The sequence below is a fragment of the Pseudomonas sp. NBRC 111127 genome (assembly GCF_001320345.1).
GTDB classification, from domain to species: domain Bacteria; phylum Pseudomonadota; class Gammaproteobacteria; order Pseudomonadales; family Pseudomonadaceae; genus Aquipseudomonas; species Aquipseudomonas juntendi.
Map to the genome: position 1 here is coordinate 1 of NZ_BCBD01000072.1, position 18,344 is coordinate 18,344.

General features: G+C 56.9%; 14 protein-coding genes. 13 read left to right on the forward strand and 1 reads right to left on the reverse strand.

The annotated features are described in order from the left end of the window. The coding region (locus APH30_RS14655) for a Tn3 family transposase (protein ID WP_156326479.1) at positions 1-1,724 on the forward strand (1,724 nt) is incomplete at its 5' end. Next, entirely contained in the window at positions 1,693-2,754 is a 1,062-nt protein-coding gene (locus tag APH30_RS14660) for a site-specific integrase (protein WP_082416175.1), read from the forward strand. The genes APH30_RS14655 and APH30_RS14660, both read left to right, overlap by 32 nt. Before the next feature lie 485 nt (positions 2,755-3,239). On the opposite strand, the gene APH30_RS14665 is transcribed toward APH30_RS14660, so the two are convergent. Further along, positions 3,240-4,463, reverse strand: a complete 1,224-nt coding sequence (locus tag APH30_RS14665; RefSeq protein ID WP_054912953.1) for a replication initiation protein — start codon at positions 4,461-4,463, stop codon at positions 3,240-3,242. Positions 4,464-5,341: 878 nt separating this feature from the next. Here APH30_RS14665 and APH30_RS14670 point away from each other — a divergent pair. From APH30_RS14670 to APH30_RS14720, 11 genes are read left to right on the forward strand one after another with little or no spacing between them, the layout of a single operon-like run. Next, positions 5,342-6,091: a DotI/IcmL family type IV secretion protein gene (locus APH30_RS14670; protein WP_054912954.1), complete on the forward strand. Its 750-nt coding sequence runs from the start codon at positions 5,342-5,344 to the stop codon at positions 6,089-6,091. A 10-nt stretch (positions 6,092-6,101) separates the two neighbouring features. Continuing rightward, positions 6,102-7,244 carry a DotH/IcmK family type IV secretion protein gene (locus APH30_RS14675; RefSeq protein ID WP_054912955.1) on the forward strand — a complete coding sequence of 381 codons (1,143 nt, stop codon included), beginning with the start codon at positions 6,102-6,104 and terminating at the stop codon, positions 7,242-7,244. 8 nt (positions 7,245-7,252) lie between these two features. Continuing rightward, positions 7,253-8,611 carry a conjugal transfer protein TraO gene (gene traO, locus APH30_RS14680; RefSeq protein WP_054912956.1) on the forward strand — a complete coding sequence of 453 codons (1,359 nt, stop codon included), beginning with the start codon at positions 7,253-7,255 and terminating at the stop codon, positions 8,609-8,611. Between the two features lie 20 nt (positions 8,612-8,631). Further along, positions 8,632-9,354, forward strand: a complete 723-nt coding sequence (locus APH30_RS14685) for a hypothetical protein (RefSeq protein WP_054912957.1) — start codon at positions 8,632-8,634, stop codon at positions 9,352-9,354. 10 nt (positions 9,355-9,364) lie between these two features. After that, positions 9,365-9,898: a conjugal transfer protein TraQ gene (gene traQ / locus APH30_RS14690; RefSeq protein ID WP_054912958.1), complete on the forward strand. Its 534-nt coding sequence runs from the start codon at positions 9,365-9,367 to the stop codon at positions 9,896-9,898. A 19-nt stretch (positions 9,899-9,917) separates the two neighbouring features. Next, positions 9,918-10,364 (forward strand): DUF6750 family protein, encoded by a 447-nt coding sequence (locus tag APH30_RS14695; protein ID WP_014003942.1) that lies wholly within the window; start codon positions 9,918-9,920, stop codon positions 10,362-10,364. A 45-nt stretch (positions 10,365-10,409) separates the two neighbouring features. Beyond that, complete coding sequence (locus APH30_RS14700; RefSeq protein WP_054912959.1) at positions 10,410-11,129, forward strand: hypothetical protein; 720 nt, start codon at positions 10,410-10,412, stop codon at positions 11,127-11,129. Between the two features lie 9 nt (positions 11,130-11,138). Beyond that, positions 11,139-14,219: a conjugal transfer protein TraU gene (locus tag APH30_RS14705; protein WP_054912960.1), complete on the forward strand. Its 3,081-nt coding sequence runs from the start codon at positions 11,139-11,141 to the stop codon at positions 14,217-14,219. Further along, positions 14,216-15,460, forward strand: coding sequence for a conjugal transfer protein TraW (gene traW, locus APH30_RS14710; RefSeq protein ID WP_054912961.1), 1,245 nt, complete (start codon positions 14,216-14,218; stop codon positions 15,458-15,460). Before APH30_RS14705 ends, traW begins: the two co-directional genes overlap by 4 nt. Further along, complete coding sequence (locus APH30_RS14715) at positions 15,460-16,080, forward strand: hypothetical protein (protein WP_054912962.1); 621 nt, start codon at positions 15,460-15,462, stop codon at positions 16,078-16,080. Before traW ends, APH30_RS14715 begins: the two co-directional genes overlap by 1 nt. Then, positions 16,077-18,254 carry a DotA/TraY family protein gene (locus tag APH30_RS14720; RefSeq protein WP_054912963.1) on the forward strand — a complete coding sequence of 726 codons (2,178 nt, stop codon included), beginning with the start codon at positions 16,077-16,079 and terminating at the stop codon, positions 18,252-18,254. The genes APH30_RS14715 and APH30_RS14720 overlap by 4 nt, the downstream gene beginning before the upstream one ends. Positions 18,255-18,344: the final 90 nt, after the last annotated feature.

The following is an 18,344-nucleotide window of genomic DNA, read 5'->3' on the forward strand; positions in this document are numbered from 1 at the left end:
GCCTATCACAACGGCCACTCGACGAATGTCCGGCGGCAACGCTGCCGAAACGCTTGCGTCCGTACCTGCTGATGTTCGATGCCGAAGGCACGCCGACAGGCCTGCATGCCGATCGTTACGAATTCTGGCTTTACCGTCAGGTCAGGAAACGCTTCCAGGCGGGCGAGCTCTACATTGACGACAGCTTGCAGCACCGGCATTTGTCCGACGAGTTGGTTTCGATGGACGAGAAAGCCGCCGTGCTCGCGCAGATGGACATCCCCTTCCTGCGGCAGCCGGTCAGTGCCCAGCTCGATGCACTGGCGGCCGAGTTGCGTGCGCAATGGGTGGCGTTCAATCGCGAGCTGAAACAGGGCAAGCTGACGCACCTGGAATACGACAAGGACACGCAGAGACTGACCTGGCGCAAGCCCAAGGGGGAGAACCAGAAGGCGCGCGAGCAAGCTCTCTACGAGCAACTGCCATACTGCGATGTCGCCGACGTGTTTCGCTTCGTCAACGGCCAGTGCCAGTTCCTGTCGGCGCTGACACCATTGCAGCCACGCTATGCGAAGAAGGTAGCCGACGCCGACAGTCTGATGGCGGTGATCATTGCCCAAGCCATGAACCACGGCAACCAGGTTATGGCACGTACCAGCGACATCCCGTACCACGTCCTGGAGAGTACCTACCAGCAGTACCTGCGCCAGGCGACGCTACATGTGGCCAACGATTGCATCAGCAACGCCATCGCCGCACTGCCGATCTTCCCGCATTACTCGTTCGACCTCGATTCGTTGTACGGTGCCGTTGATGGGCAGAAATTCGGCGTCGAGCGACCAACTGTGAAGGCGCGCTACTCGCGCAAATATTTCGGCCGCGGCAAGGGCGTCGTCGCCTACACGCTGCTGTGCAATCACGTGCCGTTGAACGGCTACCTGATAGGCGCACACGAGTACGAGGCTCACCACGTGTTCGACATCTGGTACCGCAACACGTCGGACATCGTGCCGAGCGCGATCACCGGCGACATGCACAGCATCAACAAGGCCAACTTCGCCATCCTGCACTGGTTCGGACTTCGTTTCGAGCCGCGCTTCACCGACCTCGACGACCAGTTGCAGGAGCTGTATTGCGCCGATGATCTGGCATTGTACGAGAAATGCCTGATCCGGCCGGCTGGCCAGATCGACCGGCAACTCATCGTCGGTGAGAAGGCGAACATCGACCGAATCGTCGCCACACTGGGCCTGAAGGAAATGACGCAGGGCACGCTGATCCGCAAGCTGTGCACCTATACGGCGCCGAACCCGACGCGGCGCGCAATCTTCGAGTTCGACAAGCTCATCCGCAGTATCTACACACTGCGCTACCTGCGCGACCCGCAACTGGAGCGTAATGTTCACCGCTCGCAGAACCGCATTGAGTCCTATCACCAGCTACGCTCGACCATCGCCCAAGTCGGTGGGAAGAAGGAATTGACCGGCCGCACCGACATCGAAATCGAGATCAGCAACCAGTGCGCCAGGCTGATCGGCAACGCGATCATCTTCTACAACTCGGCGATCCTGTCCCTGCTGCTGACGAAGTACGAGGCAGCTGGCAATGCCAAGGCGCTGGCGTTGATCACGCAGATGTCGCCAGCGGCCTGGCGGCACATCCTGCTGAACGGGCATTACACCTTCCAGACTGACGGCAAGTTCATCGACCTGGATGCGCTCGTGGCGGGACTGGAGCTGGGCTGACGGAAATTTCTGGGATTCCGGCGTACAACCCCATAATGACGAAAACCTCCCCACCAGGCGGCACGAAGAGCCGACAGTACTTGCGCGTACCCCCGGTACGCTCACCACCCCCGAACAATTGGCTGAGCAACATCAGCGTTTTCTCGCCGCCGCGACAACCGACAACACCCGGCGCACCTACCGCTCGGCCATTCGCCACTTTCTCGCCTGGGGCGGCGTGCTGCCGTGCGATGAAGCCGCGCTGATTCGTTATCTATTGTCTTTTGCGGAAGTATTGAACCCGCGCACCCTGGCCCTGCGCCTCACGGCGCTGTCGCAATGGCACCGTTATCAGGGTTTTCCTGACCCTACCGCCAGCGCCACCGTGGGCAAAACCTTGCGCGGTATTGAGCGGGTGAACGGGCGGCCTCGACAAAAAGCCAAGGCCCTGGTCCTAGAGGATCTCGAACGCATCGTGGTGCACCTGAACACGCTCGACGGACTGGCGACACTGCGGGACAGTGCACTGCTCCAGGTCGGGTATTTTGGTGCGTTCCGGCGCAGCGAATTGGTCACGCTGGAGATGCAATACCTCGAGTGGGAGCAGGAAGGTCTACGGATCACGCTGCCCCGTTCCAAGACCGATCAGGAGGGCGAGGGACTCGACAAGGCGATCCCATACGGCGACAGCATCTGCTGCCCCGCGACAGCGCTACGCCGGTGGTTGGACGCGGCTCAGATCGTTCAGGGGCCACTGTTCCGGCGCATCAGCCGCTGGGGCGTACTCGGCGAGGTGGCACTGCACGAGGGCAGCGTGAATACCATCCTGACGGCACGTGCCGAAGCCGCAGGGCTGTTGTATGTGCCCGAACTGAGCAGCCACAGTCTGCGTCGGGGACTGGCTACCAGTGCGCATCGGGCTGGGGCGGATTTCCTTGAGATCAAACGACAGGGTGGCTGGCGGCACGATGGCACCGTACACGGCTATATCGAGGAAGCTGGAGCTTTCGAGGAGAATGCGGCTGGCTCGTTATTACGACGCAAACCGTAGCCAAGGTTTGTAAGCAGGGCTGGTTAGAATCCCAAGTGGCCACCCTCTATTCTCGACCGTCCTTCCGCAGCACATGAGCAGTTCCCTTAAAAACAGTTACTTACAGAACGAATGTCCTAATTTTTGGCTTATCTCGGCACGCCCCCTTATACGTTATTTGGGTTCGTTGATGGCCAGCTCAACACCTCCATCCCACTCACCAGGACCCCCGGCGACCGCACCGGAAACCAAGTACTGATCGACGCCGCCCCAGTAGCACTAAGCACTAAAAAAAGAGGGCGCTCTATGCTGCAATCTGAGCAATTCGCAAGGGTGAGCTGCACCAGAATCGACGTAGAAGCAAGGTCTTGACCAAACCTGGCAGCACACCAACTCGATGGATCATGAATTACGGTCAGCCTGGGTGGGTGCATTGCAGGTTATTCAGTGCAGGCTGGAAGTTCAGTGTGTCGTATCACTCCCCATTAGCTTGCACCATCTACTGACTAATCAGGCAAAGGCGGAAGCAAAGCAGCCCCGGTAGGGGCAGGTACCTGATATACAGCATCCTTTACACCAGCTTCGGATGGCTCAGGCCCCCGATTTTGAACGGTCGGGATTTCTTCGGAGGAGGTAGGAGCGGTTATCTGCTTAGGGCGCAGGGGAACAACCGAAGGCGACTGCGCTTCAGCGATTACCGCCTTGTACTTGGCCACTGTTTGGCGAGACACGCCGGCAGCCAAAGCGATGGATACGTACGTAAGCCGAGTCCCGTTTGTGATCAACTGCCGGCAAGCACGACGGATTTTGTGCGCGGTTTGGTTTTGCCTGACTTCATGGGTCCGTTTAGCGGCGAGACTCTGCCGCTCCTCTAAAGGCAGCGATCGATCAAGCTCCATCACACCACGGTGATAATCGCCGGCACCGCGGTAATGCGACCAAGTCCACCGGGCGATCGACTTCGCTGTTGAGCGCACTGATGACAAGGGCAAGTCGTTGTAACGCTCTCTCGTGCGGAAACGGTTATCGTTGTGACATTGCGCCAGGACCCGAGAGTAGAACGACTCGAAATAACCATCAGCTCGCTCAGCATTGACGATGCTGTAAGCGTAAAACCGCACACGTTGGAACAAGGTGCAGTGCCTTGAGTGGGATACTGCGTCCATGTCCGGTCCTTTGGACCACAAGGGCATCGGCCTGGCCAGGTCCAAATCATCGGCGAGTTCGCCCAAGTCATAGACATGGTTGTGAAACTCGGTAGTGATCCACCAGGGGTGGCCTGGTGTCTTGGCCACTGGGCCACTGTGGTAATCGGGATCTGCCTTGAGCAACGCGGCCATGCTGTCGTAGACAGCCTTCATGTACAGGATCGGCTTTTCACGGGCGCGTTCAGTGGTGCACACCGGAGCAATCGCATAGTAAAGGTGCGAGTTGCCTGAATTTCGATTTCGCACAATGAAGTTCGGCGGTGGCAGGCCATGCTCTTCCCAGATCAGGGCGTTGGAATGGTCAAGATCGAAAACGAGCCATGACACACGCCCAGGACGATTCACCTGCATGTAGGGATAGCGGATCGCGTACTCCCGCGGCCGTACTCTCATCGCGGTTTTGTTGTCGCTGCAGCGCGCGAGGTAGGAAGCCTCTTCGAGGATCCGGCTCATCGCTGACACCGGTTGGAAATACCCCGGGTGTGCAGGGGCAGTCGAAGCAGCTGTGATGAGATTGTTCACCTGCAGGCCTCAATGAAGAAGCTGATAAATTCAGGGCGAATTAACCCGTACCGCGTATTGCGCAGCAGAGTGCAGGTGTCCATACTCGAATTACCTGAAAGGGGCCCTCACGTCATCGATCTGCCAGGACCAGATGTGTGGGCTCTTTTTTTTGCCCGGCAACGGTGGCCGGATTCCGCTTTTAGTCGCTCGACTTTTCGATAAAACCTTCCTAAAAAGCGCCATTCGTTGAGCAAGATTTGGCGAAGGCTAGAGCCTCATTTCTTCCCCGTCAACCCGCTGAAACCCGCGTATTTACTGGGTTCTAGGCTGATGCAGGTACCGAATTTTTAATTTAGATCGGCTCGGCTGCAGGACTGGTTAACGGCTTTTACCTCTAACCCCATTTCCGCACCCATCCTTGCATTTCGCGGTGTGTAGCCCCTTTGTATATCGGTGAAATACGAAACTCCGTATCGGCGATATACGAGCCCGGTGTCGGTGATGTACGAGATAAAAAATCGGCGATATACGAGGCATGCCAAACAGAAAAAAATCTCATCGGCGATATACGAACCACATCGGTGATGTACGAACGCTGGCCACGTTACCCGCAGGGCATCCAGGTGCTTGGAAATACCCTTTGAAGCCCCTGTTTTTGGGGGTTATGTACACCGGAGCAACTCACTTTTCATCGGTGAAATACGAGCCGTACCAGAAAATATCGGTGAAGTACGAGTCACCATGAAATCACATCGCCATTACTAGCGATTTCGTATTGTAGGTATGCCGTAAACCTAGAATCCATGCGGCCCCCGTGAACACGGGACAGGCAAAAGGTTTTTTTGTGTTGACCGATTCCGCATCATGGTTAGAATACGGAAAACGGAGGGGCACACATGACCGACACCAAGGACGCCGCAGCGCCGCATCTTGATCAGCCTGGATCAAAGGAGGATCTCGGCCGGGCAGCATACGAACAAGAGCTGATGGCCATCGCTGAAAAACTGCATCAGAACCAGGATGCAGTCGATCCAATCGCACGCGATCTCGAAGACCGTAAGCAGCTGGCTAAACATACGTCCAGCATCGTGAAATCAAACCTGGTTTTGTCTTGGGGGCTGGGGATCTCGATCTGCCTGAACTGCGTGTTTGGGTGGTTTGTCATGCACCCGCATTACGTGTACTTCGCAGCCGATGGTCTACGGATCGTCAGGCTGGTTCCTCTCAATGAGCCGTACATCACCGACGCCGAGGCAATTCAGTTTGCCCGCGAAGCGTTGAACCGTTCGATGACGATCAATTTCACCGACTACAGGCAACAGCTTGAGGCCGTGCGTGGCGATTGGACCAAACGCGGGTTCGCTCAGTACTTGGAGCAGTTGCAGTCTGCAGGTTACCTGGACCTCGTAAAAACCAAGCGCATGAATATGACGGTTACCACGGAAACCGGCGTGCTTGTGAAAACCGAGATGGTTGACGGTGTTCTCGTGCGCCATATCGAAGTACCGATCGAGATCAAGCTGGTCGGCCAAACCACCGACCTTCAACCCAAGCGATTCATCGCCAAAGTGCCTGTCGCACGTATTCCCACACTGGATTCCATCGTGGGCGTAGGGCTGGACGGCATTGTCACCACGCCCAGGTAAGGAGGAACCCATGATGATGAAATCAGTTTTCGTCGCGTCATTATTGACGCTCGCGATCGGCACAGCTCAGGCAGAGCAACAAGGCAATGGCGCGCAACCCCAAGGGCTACCGATGCAAGGTCAACAGCAGCCCATTCAAGCCCCAAACGGCGGGCAATGGGTTCGAGTAGAAGGTCCAGCTCGGCAGCCGGGATTTCCGGCGGCACCTGGTGCTCAACAGCCTGGTGTGAATCCCCAGATGCAGAATGCCTTCCCACAGACCAACTACGGCCCGGCTAATTACGCGGTCGCTGGGCAACCCGCTGGTGGTGCACAAGAGCAAAACGGCACGGCTCCACTGCCACCCCTCAACCCGCCTGAAAATGACCACTTCGACGAAGCGATGGAAGTCGCGCAGCCCTTCACGCCTGAGCAAATCAAACAAATGCGTCAGGCGTTGGAAAACACTCGAAAGGCCAAGGCTTGGCAGCCAGTGAGAGGTATACCTCGCATTTCCAGTGTGTCGGTTGATCTGAGCCCTGGCGCATCAATGCCAGTGCTACGCGTGGTTCCAGGCGAACTGTCCAATCTCATTGTTCTGGATTCAACGGGAGCACCCTGGCCGCTGGCAGCTACGCCCCGTGTTTCAAACCCCGATCTTTATAGCGCGGAGTGGCTGCAGGGCACCCATACAGTGGTGGTATCGACCCCATCGCCTTACGAGACTGGCAGCCTGGCTCTGTACCTGGAAGGGGCCACGACGCCAGTAATCGTCAAGATCGTCAGCGGTGAGCCCGATGGCAAGAAAGATCGCGCTCGGGTGTACGACGCCAGGCTCGATCTCCGCGTCCCCGGCCGAGGTCCACTGGCCAAGGCCGCGGTAATGGGGCCAGGGAAGATCGCGCTGTATGACGACCTGCTACAGGCGTTCCTGGATGGGATTCCGCCAAAAGACGCTAAGCAAGTTAAAGCGCAAGGCGCAGTGCCCTCCCATACCCAGATCTGGCAGTACGACGGAAATCTTTACGTCCGTACCCGGCAGGATTTCCAAACTGCATTCGATAACACCTTGGCTGCCGGCGACGGTACTCGCGTGTACCGCTTACCCGTGACTCCCTTCATCACCCTCTCGCAGATGGGTCAGAAAGTCACCCTCCAACTCGATATTTACTGAGGTAGCGCATGAGCACTCAAGCGGACATTGGACGGCAGACCAAGGTAACCATTCTCGCGGCAGCAATTGCTGTCGCAGCCCTCGGTTATGCCGGATACACCTGGTTCAACAGCCGTCATCAAACCAGCTCAAACCTTGGTGCGATTACCGCTGATGGGAAAGGTGGGGCTACTCAGGAAAGCGAGGCCTATCGCCAGGTCTTGGAGAAATACAACCACAACAACGCCAAACAGGCGGAATCAAACGGGCAGTCTTACATGTCCGTAATGTCAACTACGCAAGCATCTCCAGCCGATGCCTCAAACAAGACAGGCGCGGGCCAGCAGCAGCAACCCCAGGTCAACTATTACTACCAAGCCGCCCCGCAGCAACAACAGCCTGTCGAGCGCAACAAGGAAATGGACAAGCTTGTAGCGCAACAGGTTAGCGCCTTCATGAGCGGGTGGACGCTGAAAACCCATGGTACCGGCACCACTACTCAGGAGCAGGCTTACTCGCAATCCATCAAACCCGCTTCCCTGACTGGAGTAGGCGGTACGGCCGGTAGTCAAGGCGCTGCGCAAACCTCGAATTCGCGCGCCGCCAAGGCGCAGGACCAGGTTGTCGTTGATGGATTTTTCATTACGCCTGCACTGCTTAAAACCGAGCTCGACACTGATGAGAATTCGATGGTTACAGCTGAGGTTCACGGAGGCCGACTTGCCGGCGCACGGGTCTTCGCGATGGGCTACAAGCGTCTGAATGAAACCATCGACATGACCTTCACCTACATGGAATGGAAGGGGCGCAGTTACAAGATCACCGCCAAAGCTGTTGATCCTGAAAGCATGCGTACTGCTCTGTCCGGTGAAGTAAACAACCGCTATTTCAGCCGAATCATTCTACCGGCCCTGGCGCTGGCGATCGGCAAGACGGGCCAGCTTTACGAGCGCTCCGCCTCGGAGAACATCATCACCAGCGAGGGCGCAGTAATCCAGACGTATCCCACTACGCCTAGTGGGAAAGCAGTCGCGGGCACCTTTGCGGGCGGTATTGGCCAACAGGCCGGGCAGGTGCTGGCCAATGACGCCGCAAACATGCCACAGAAACAAGTAATCCGTCCGATCAACTCCACGATCGGTATTCAGTTCGTAGGGCCGGTGCTGGCCAGTGACCAGCTGGAAAAAGACGCGCTGATGGCGAATCAGAAAGCTGAGCTGAATACGCTCGGGCAACCAGGTGGCCAGCCTCAGCAGCAGTACCGCCTCTCACCGAATGCCGCAGGTGCCACCAACTCAAACGGGTTCGGCGGGTACCAGGGTGTCTCGCCAGGATACGGCCAGCAGTACATGGGCCAGCCAACCATCATCGATCCAACTCGCTACTGAGTTAGGGCAGGGGACTTCAGATGACTACACAAGCAGCGGAAGAGTTGGACATTTTCAACGCCGGCGTTAAGCCGGGTAAACAAGCTGAGACGCCGAAAGCTCAGACGCAACAACCTGAGAAAACGCCTCCGGTTAACGCAATCCAGGGCGATCGCAAGAAACGCATTGCCAACTTCGTCAATCGGATCGAGGCCTGGCACTTTTTGGTGTTGGCGGTAGTGCTGGCGGCAGTGTTCGTACTTGTTCCAAAAATGCTTCCAAAGGCGCAAACCAGCGCTCCACAGCAGCCTACTCCCGTTCAACAAGCGGCACCTGTGAGCCAGGTATCGGATGTGCTTGCACCACAAGAGCCAGTAGCACCCGTTGCAGATCCGGAACAGGCGGGTATCACTGTCGAGCAGTTGAATTCGCTTAATGAGCAAGTCCGGAGCCTGGGTGGGATCGTCGTCGGCCTTCAAAAGACCATCGACGAATTGGAGGCCAAGGTTTCTCTCCTTGAAGCCGCCCCCGCAGCGAGCAAAAAGGTGGTGCAGCAACAGGCAGTGCGCCGCCAACCGCAAGCAACACAACCTTCGGCAGTGGCCGGCTATCGCCTGAACACAGTTTATGCAGACCAGGCATGGATCGAGCACGGTGAAAAAACCTTCGTTGTGCAGGTAGGCGATCTCGTAGATGGGGTGAAGATCATTGGCATTGATCCAGTAGCCCGCCGAGTCACCACTTCGCGTGGCGTGATCCGCTGAGGAACCGAAAATGGATCTGGCGAGCATGATCATCTCGGCGGCCAACAGTCTGGTCGCCGCACTTTGGGGGTTGCTCTGGTCCTTGAGCGCACTCGCTGGGATGGTTTACGCCGGTAGCGTTCTGCGTCGGATGCAGCTGGCCACAATCGAGCCCGGCCATCGTCCAATCACCCTCGGGAGCACGTTTGCGGTGCTAGTGATTGGCGCTGCTCTGTTCAACATGCCCGGGATGATCACCGCAACTTGGACCAGCTTCGGCAGCGGTTCAACAACCTACGGTGCCATCTCCTACAGCGGCGCCGAGAATTTCGGCAAGTTCAAGGAAGCTGTAAACGCTGTACTGACCCTGGCAGCTTTTGCAGGGGGTTGTTTCTTCTTCAAGGGCCTGTTGCTTATGAAAAAAGCAGTCATTGAAGGAGAGGGTTCGCAGGGAGCGGACGACGCCGTTTGGCGCGGCCTCACCCACATGATTTTCGGTGCTGCGTTGACCCATGTCGACAAAGTGATCGAGGCCTTTCAGGCCACCTTCAAACTCTATTGGTAACAACACTAGGAGCGTCATCATGAAATTCAAACCTTTCGAGTTCGCTGTCGATGCTGTTCGCCGTGGTCACATCCGTCTGTTGACCAAGGTCGAGGAATACAAAGCCGATCCCGTTCAGCGGGGGATCATGCTCATGGGCGCAGGCCTCACCATGTCAACGCTGTTCGTCACCAAGGCTGCGTACGCGGATGGTCTCGCTGGCATGGCCGAGAAGGGCAGTGAACAGGGCGACTCCATCAAAGACAGCCTCGGTCCAATTTTCCTGGCCGTCGGTTTCGCGTTGGCGTCCTTCGGCGGTTTGAACGCCTGGAAAAAAACTAACGATGAAAACTCGCGCATCACCGGTAAGCAGATCTGGGGGCCATTCCTCTCAGGAGCTGCCCTTGGTGGCACTGGTTTCATGATGACCACTGCCGGCGAGACTGTTGGTATCAGCGGCAGCGAGTTTGGCAAGGTTCCGAACTGACTACGACCACTTGGCAGCCTGAAACATGGCTGCCTTGGAGACTGCATGAGCGACGTGAAACAGGATCAGACAGTACCGGTATCGGGGCTTGGGAAAAACTTCGAGAAGCCAGTTCTGCCGTTGATGGCCATGGCCACAAAAGCGCGCGTGTGGGGCGATGCCACTCCAAACGCTATTGAGCCGAACCCGGCACAACTGACGACCGAAATGCGGGCGACCATCACCCGCCAGGCGCAGGGGCAGTGCTATTTCTGCGGTATACACGCTCGTGCCGGTCATGTTCATAACATCAACCACAACCATCAGGATCTACGGCCGGAAAACCTCCGGCTTGTAGATCCGCTGTGTCATGGGTGGCAGCACCTTGGAGAAATCGATGACGGCGATGCCTTCATTGCGTACCTCCCGGGCTTGTCTCCCCAGGACACGAATCATCTGCAGCGGGCCACTATGATCGCCCTGGAAACCGGGGACGAACAAACAAAGGCGGACGCCAGAAAAATCCTCAATTGGATGGCTTCCCATCGGGAATACACCGAAAAGGCCTGGGGCACCCACTCGCCCAAAATTTTCGCTGAGGCGATGACACGCCTGGGCAAGGTCGACGCCGATGTTAACTCCCTCGTTTTCCAAGGGTTGAGCGTCATCTTCAATCCCGCTCAGTTCAGCCAGGTTGTAAAGGGCTGGGCACAGGATGCGTATGGTGCAGCCCCCACCTCAACGTGGGCCCAGATTCATCATGATGTGATGAACGCGCCGAGCTAAGGAGGCAGCATGGGACTTCTCGATAAGTGCGTGGATGCACTTGAAGGTACCTTGGAGTACCTCGCAAAACACTTCATTCACAAAGACATGACCAGTTACTGCGAACTGGCCACTGCCGTGGGGTTGACCGATGCCGATATCGAGAAATCCCCGGATCTGAAAGATCCCTACACCTTGGTCAATAGCGATTACTCGCTGCTGACAGTATTCGATCTCCAAGGTACCTACCAGATGCTCTCTGAAGCCGAGTTTTCAGAGATGCTGGAGTCCTTGCGAGTCCGCATGACTGGCTATATGCGCGAGAAAGGGCATAGCCTCACGTTCAGCTTCGAGCGTGATCCGGAACGGGCCACCGATGAGTTGATGCGCCTGGCCGAACCGCTACTGAACACTGCGCGGCGCATCGGCTTGAAAAGCGAGGACATCATCCTTGACCGCGTGAAGCGCAACGCTCCGCACTGTGCTTGGGAACAAAACCTGTTGGTTGTGTACACGCACCTGACTTCGTTGAGTAATGAGGAGCAGGATCGCGAGCTCGGCGAGCTGAGCAAGAAGGCATCAAAACACAAGCTCCCGCGACTGGTTTACGGGCAGAACCCTGCATTTGCCCTTGCCGCTCTCAAATATCGGCATGACACGATGATTGAGCGACTCATGGATGACTTCATCTCGTGCGGGGTCGAGGGTAAGAAAGGCATCATGATGAAGCCCCTAAGCGCCCACGAGGCGGCTAAGCGCATCAGGATCATGTTGAACCGCGAAGGTACTTCCCAGAAATTCCGGCCCCAGATCGTGGGTGATCGCTTTATGTTTCGCGGGGCTACCGATGCAAAGGATTTCTCGGAACTTGTGCCGCCACGACTTAGCTATCAGATCTGCAGCAACGATGTGGAGCCCGTAGGCAATTACGTCAAAACGGACAGCCTGTGGCACGGCTCGCTTGCGATGGAGCTTGGTCCACAAGACGTTGTGCACTTCACCAAACTCTTTTCGGCTGTTGGCAAGAAGGATCCGTGGAGGATTCGGTTCGATATCGCACCAGGCGGTCTTGCGATGATGCGCGCCCGCCGATTGATGGTTGGTTTCGTCGGGGTTCTTCCAGACAACAGGCCTATTCGTGATTCCTTCAAAAGGCTGGAGACCATTGCGAAGGATGAAGCCGTGATGTCTATGAAGGTCATGGCTTCTTCCTGGAGTACCACAAAGGCGGACCTCGAGACTCGACTTTCTCGACTGGAAAAAGCCATTCAGTCCTGGGGTACCTGCCAAGTTCAGAAAACGCATGGCGATCCCATGGCCGCGCTAGCTTCCTCGATCCCCGGCTTTACCACCAAAAATACCGCTAACCGACTTCTGCCCCCCCTCAAGGAAGCCATGAACATGTTGCCGCTGCAGCGGCCGGCAACCCCGTGGCCCGACAATGGCTCGTGGATCACGCGAACACCAGACGGGAAGATTTATCCCATAGGTCTTGGCAGCTCGATTCAGGATACCTGGATCGAGCTTGTTTCAGGCATCCCGGGATCGGGTAAGTCGGTTGCAGCTAACTGCATGCACAATGCGACTCTTCATCGTCCAGGTGCTACCCAGCTCCCCTTGCTGACGATTGTGGATGTTGGTCCATCGTCCTCAGGTTTGATCCAGATGATCCAGGATTCGCTGCCAGATCACCGTAAGTCTGAAGCTGCATATCTCAGACTTCAGAACAGCCGCGATTTCGCATCGAATCCATTTGACCCCCAGCTGGGGGCGCGTCAGCCCACTCGCCGCGAACGCGAATACTGCGTCGACTTCTTGAACTTGCTCTGTGCCAGCGTCGCCACTGATGGTCACGGTGGGGCCAAAGCCCGCACGCCTTCCGACTGTGCTGCAGTGAACGAAATGCTCATGACCCTCGTGTATGACGACAAAGCGGGTCGAGGTGCGAATCAGTATGAGGCGGATGTGGTGCCCGCTGTTGACAAAGTGCTTGCCGAGTCAGGCATCAGCGCTGAGCATGACGAGAAGTGGTGGAGCGCTGCAACCTGGTACGAAGTGACTGACATGCTGTTCGCTGCTGGCTATGTGCGTGAATCGACCTTAGCTCACCGCCAAGCGACCCCAGTCCTACCCGACTTCACGGCGATGCTGAACAACGAAGGCGTGCGGCAGACCTTCGGTGAAATCAAAACCGCCGCGGGCGAACCGCTGCTGAAGTACATGAGCCGTTGCTTCACTTTGGCATCGACGACCTACGCCGTATTTTCCGGACGCACCCGATTTGAAGTCGATTCGACGACGCGAGTTATTTCGGTGGATCTCAACGACGTTATCGGATCGAAAACACCTGAGGGGTCGATTAAAACCTCCTGCATGTACATGTTCGCCCGCCACTTGGGGGCGAAGAACTACTTCCTCCGCGAGGAGGACATCCGTCTTGTAGCTCCGCCGCTGTACCTCGACTACCACCTGAAACGTGCCGAGGATGTGGCTTCGCAGCAGAAGACCATTGCCTATGACGAATGGCACAACACCGAAGGCATGGATACCCCAGTACAAACGCTGGTGAAGGACGGCCGTGAAGGCCGGAAGTGGGGTATCCGAATCATGGTGATTTCGCAGTATCTGCGAGATTTCCCGCTCCCCTTGCTCAATGCGGCCACATCGGTCTACGTGTTGCGCGGCGGCAACGTGGATGACGAAAACGTGCTGCGGGAGACCTTCAAGGTATCTCACGAAACGATCCAGCAGCTGCACCTGCAGTGCACGGGCCCAGGGCGCAACGGTGCCAACATGCTCGCTCTGTTTAAGACGAACCAAGGCACGATCACCCAGATTCTGACGAACACAACTGGTCCCCTCGAGCTCTGGGCAATGTCCACCACTCAGCAAGATACGGCGCTGCGAACGGAGTTGTACAAGCGAATTGGTCCTATGGCTGCTCGCCAGGTCCTCGCTAAGCGCTTCCCGCTGGGCACCGCCAAAACTCACATCGAGGCACTCGAATACTCGTCCCAATCCAACACCAAGCTGAGCGTCGTGAAGCAATTGGCAGAGGATCTGGTAACCGAGTACTACACCGACCGAAGCCACCGAGGAGAACACGTATGAAGAACATTTTCCGCATTACTCCTCTGGCCATAGCATTACTGGTCGGGTCCGCTGGCTCTACCCCTGCGTACGCGCTCTGCGACGGCTGTGTCGTTGGGGCGATCGGTACCTCAACAGTTACTTTGACTGGGGCAATCGCCGCTACTACAGCGTCAGTGAGCGCGATGAACCTATCGGTTAGTCAGCTGCTTTACCAAGTTGGGACCGCGACCACGCAAGGGGCAAGCAAAGTAGCTAACACCATTGAGACTGCAGCTCGGGTGCAGCGGGAGTTCGATGCCAACCAGGAGCGCAGCCGTCGGTATGAGAATGCCCGCCAAAATTACTACGTGCCTAACTCTATCTGCAGCGAATCCGGCTCAGGCGGCTTCAATGAGGTTAGAGCGGGGGTTGCTGCAGTAAAAGCTTCCATCCGCACAGGGGGAGGGGGCAAAGCTGCCAGCACTAAAATCAACCAGGCTCTGACTGCCCCCGCACAGCCCCCTTCGATCGATGCGATGCGCTCAGCGAGCATCCATGCGGACTACTGCGATACTGACGATTACGCTGCATATGGTGGCGCCACTGCCTGCCCAGCCGTTTCGACAACGATGCCCGGGGCCGACAAGCGTCTGGATTCGCTGACGATCGGTGCCGGCAAGGATGGAAAGGACCAGGACCTCACATTTACACAGGCACAAACCGACGCAGCCAGGATGTATACCCAAAACTCCGCAAGACGTTCAGTGGCTCCTCAGCTCAAGAAGGGGCAAGCCGAGTCTGACGCAGGCGTCCAGTACATCGGCTTGATGAACCAGTACAACTCAATCATCTCTGCTGCGACCGATCCTCAAGACCAAATGATCGCCGCAAGCCAGCCTCTGGACTCAACGAAGGATCTGCTGAAAGAAGCGCGCTCCTCAAAATCAGCTGAATCCTATTACCAGAAGATCGCTTCTGCAGAAGCTAAACGCACAGGGACAATGTCGGCTCGCGAATTTGAGTACTTCGAAGTCGGGCGCCGTTACGCGAACACTGAGTACCAGGCCGACCTGCAGAACATGACTGGCGATAACCTGGTGCGGGAGCAGATCCGTGTCCAAGCGCAGACCAACTGGTTGCTCCTCGAGCTGCGCAATGATGTGACGCGCGGGAACATCATCAACGGCCTGAACCTGGCCAGCTCCGCACGGCAAGAATTCGAGCCTGTACTGGGCGAAAAATACCGTGCTGTAAATGGACGCATGGGGGGTACCAACTGATGAGTGACGAGCAACAGAAACCTTCCAAGACTGATGACCAACCGCAACCCTCCAAGGTACGTCGAGGGCTATCCATCGGCCTGCACGTGGTGCTTCCGTTCTGGGCCATGCGTCAAACGTATCGGCTGGCAAAGAACGAAGTAGCCAGGTCCAAGGAGCATTTAGGGATCATTCGGCAGCTTTCGGCTGAAGCCAAAGAAACGCTTCGCGACCGCCGCGAGAAGGGCGATGATGAACAGCAGTCGTTCAGCGAGGCGATGAACAGCCGCAAGCCTGGATCGATGTCCATTCCCGAGCTCTATCGCTACTTCCTATCACGCAAGCGCGCCTGCCAACTGGCTGCTCTAGTCCTTGGACTCTTCGCGGCTCTCGGCATCCTGCTAGGGGTTCATTTCGACTCGTCGAAGGGTGTAATCCAGGGCTTGCTCTCGATCGCAACGGCAATGCCGCTGCTCTTTGCGATGGCGCTGAGTGCGCAGCTTCGCCTCTGGCAGCTCAAAACGGAGCGCCTTTCAAAAGCTGAGAAGGGTGGCTTGAAGGACTTTTTCCGGGAAAACCGGAATTGGTTCAGGCAGCTACTTGATCCGGAATACGGTCACGGGAAAGGAGGCCGGCCATGAGGACTCAACACAAAGCGCTTGCAGCGCTTACTGCCATGCTCTGCAGCACCCTCGCTTGGGCAGACAGCACCACACTGGGCGAGATTTCGGAAGCGGCCAAACGCAGTGGCGATAAATCGCGTGAGGCACTTGTATCCATCTATGGCCAGGTCGTGAACAACCCATTAGCCGCGGCCGGCGGAAGTGGCGACACAATCCTCGCGAACATCTTCCAGGTATTCAACAGCGCTTTACTTGTCGTGGGTGCGATGTGGGCTTGCTATATCGTGTTCCGGAAGCTGACGCGCACTGCCCACGATGGCTCTATCTTCGACCGTCAGCAATCCTCTTCGTGGGGGCCGGTGCGACTTGTGTGGGGTGTCGTCTCGTTGGTTCCAACTGCCAACGGGTGGTCGCTTTCGCAGCTGTTGATGCTGTGGTCGGCATCAGTGATGGGTGTTGGTGTGGCCAACCTGGGCGTCGATGCTGCGATCTCCAGTTTTGAAGATGGCCAATCGATGGTCGTGCAGCCAGTCATGCCGTCTACGGCCGCTCTGGCGCACAGCGTTTATGAGGCGAATCTCTGCTTGCACGGCATCAACGCCGGCATCGCTCAAGCCCAAGCAAGCGGTGGACTTGTCATCCCAGGTGGCTACATCCAGCAGACCGCGACGAACAAAGGTTTTATCCTCAAGAACAACAGCTTTGTCTGCGGGGGAGCGGACATCAGCGGCGATCTCACAGCACAACCAGCCTCCACCAACGTCATCAGTGGCACCATCGATGTCGCCGACATCAGGAAGGCGCACCTGGATGCCCTGAAGGCGATGCAGGCCTCCTTGAGCCAGTCCGCTCAGTCATTTGTTAATGCCTCCGTGCAGCGTGCAAATGGTTCGAAAACCGCGTTGCCCGATAGCGAATACGCCATCCAGATCGCTGCACAAACCTACGAAAACTCGGTCAACAAGGTGGCCGGTACCAAACAGGGCGATATCAAGCGGCTTGCTCAAGAGCTCAGCTCGAACATCAGCAAATCAGGGTGGTGGGTACTCGGTGCGTGGTACCAGACATTCGCTCAAGCCAACACCAAGCTTTCTGACGCCATGGCAGCCAAAGCAACCGTGTTCGGCATGTCGACCAGTGGCGACCCTTCAGTCGTATCCGTGTACGACGAAGCCTACGCGGCCTACAAGGCCCAGCAGGAAACAACGTCCTACACGCCTACCGCTGGCACCAGTACCAGTGGCGACTACTCCAAAGGGGTTGTGGGTGCGGATGCCGGCAACATTATCGGCAGTATGTTTGCTGCGCCAGGTCAGCGGATCGTGAACTACCTGATCGATGTCAATGCTGGCGGCGAAGGCCTGGGCCAGCTCAATCCGCTGATCAAAATGAAGAACCTGGGCGACTACACGATGGTTGCGGCCGAGACCGCCATGGGCGCTTACGTGACTGCTAAGGCCATCGAGAAGGTGAAAGATGGGTGGAGCGTCGCCGGCGTATTCGCCAAGGTGGCAAACGCGGTTACATCGGTGGGAGATGCTTTGAGCGGTGTGCTTGAAGGGGTATCGCCTTTCATCATCGGCCTCGTTCTGGCGATGTTTATCCTGGGTGGTACGCTCTCCACCTATCTCCCCATGGTCCCGTTCATCATCTGGTTCGGCGCAGCTGTCAACTGGTTAGTGGTGGTTGGCGAGGCGATCATTGCAGCACCGCTGTGGGCCTTCACGCATTTGGGCAGCGAAGGGGAGGGCATGGGCCACAAAACCTCTCATGGCTATATTTTCCTGCTGAACGTGATGATCCGTCCTGCGCTAATGGTTGTCGGGTTCTTCCTAGGCGGGGCTGCGCTCATCGCAGGGGGGACATTGCTCAATCAAGGCTTTGGGATCGCCCTGGCCAACGCACAGTTCGATTCTGTGACTGGGTTGTTCTCGATCATCTTCTTCTTGGCTATCTACTGCGGCATGTGTTTGACCTTGGTTCACAGCTGCTTCAACCTGATCTTGATCGTTCCCGATCAGGTCATTAACTGGGTCGGTGGTCACGCAGCAGCATCGGTTGGCCGTGAGGACAACGAAAGAATGCGCAACGCAATGAACATCTTCGGCAGCCGCCTCGAGCACTTGATGCCCAAGGGCGGAGCAGGGGGCGATAACAAGGTCAATAAGGGAGGCGATGGGATCAAGGGATGATCAAATCGGGGGCCTTCGGGCCCCTTATCAATTGAGCATTGACCTGTCAATGGGTCATGGTAGAATGAACCTAACCTAATTCCGTATTGT

What these genes read in the sequence shown, in the direction of transcription:
- APH30_RS14720 (WP_054912963.1), top strand. Translation starts at nt 16,077, where the DNA reads ATGAGGACTCAACACAAAGCGCTTGCAGCGCTTACTGCCATGCTCTGC.
- APH30_RS14705 (WP_054912960.1), top strand. Translation starts at nt 11,139, where the DNA reads ATGGGACTTCTCGATAAGTGCGTGGATGCACTTGAAGGTACCTTGGAG.
- traO (WP_054912956.1), top strand. Translation starts at nt 7,253, where the DNA reads ATGAGCACTCAAGCGGACATTGGACGGCAGACCAAGGTAACCATTCTC.
- traQ (WP_054912958.1), top strand. Translation starts at nt 9,365, where the DNA reads ATGGATCTGGCGAGCATGATCATCTCGGCGGCCAACAGTCTGGTCGCC.
- APH30_RS14670 (WP_054912954.1), top strand. Translation starts at nt 5,342, where the DNA reads ATGACCGACACCAAGGACGCCGCAGCGCCGCATCTTGATCAGCCTGGA.
- APH30_RS14660 (WP_082416175.1), top strand. Translation starts at nt 1,693, where the DNA reads ATGCGCTCGTGGCGGGACTGGAGCTGGGCTGACGGAAATTTCTGGGAT.
- APH30_RS14695 (WP_014003942.1), top strand. Translation starts at nt 9,918, where the DNA reads ATGAAATTCAAACCTTTCGAGTTCGCTGTCGATGCTGTTCGCCGTGGT.
- APH30_RS14685 (WP_054912957.1), top strand. Translation starts at nt 8,632, where the DNA reads ATGACTACACAAGCAGCGGAAGAGTTGGACATTTTCAACGCCGGCGTT.
- traW (WP_054912961.1), top strand. Translation starts at nt 14,216, where the DNA reads ATGAAGAACATTTTCCGCATTACTCCTCTGGCCATAGCATTACTGGTC.
- APH30_RS14675 (WP_054912955.1), top strand. Translation starts at nt 6,102, where the DNA reads ATGATGATGAAATCAGTTTTCGTCGCGTCATTATTGACGCTCGCGATC.
- APH30_RS14715 (WP_054912962.1), top strand. Translation starts at nt 15,460, where the DNA reads ATGAGTGACGAGCAACAGAAACCTTCCAAGACTGATGACCAACCGCAA.
- APH30_RS14700 (WP_054912959.1), top strand. Translation starts at nt 10,410, where the DNA reads ATGAGCGACGTGAAACAGGATCAGACAGTACCGGTATCGGGGCTTGGG.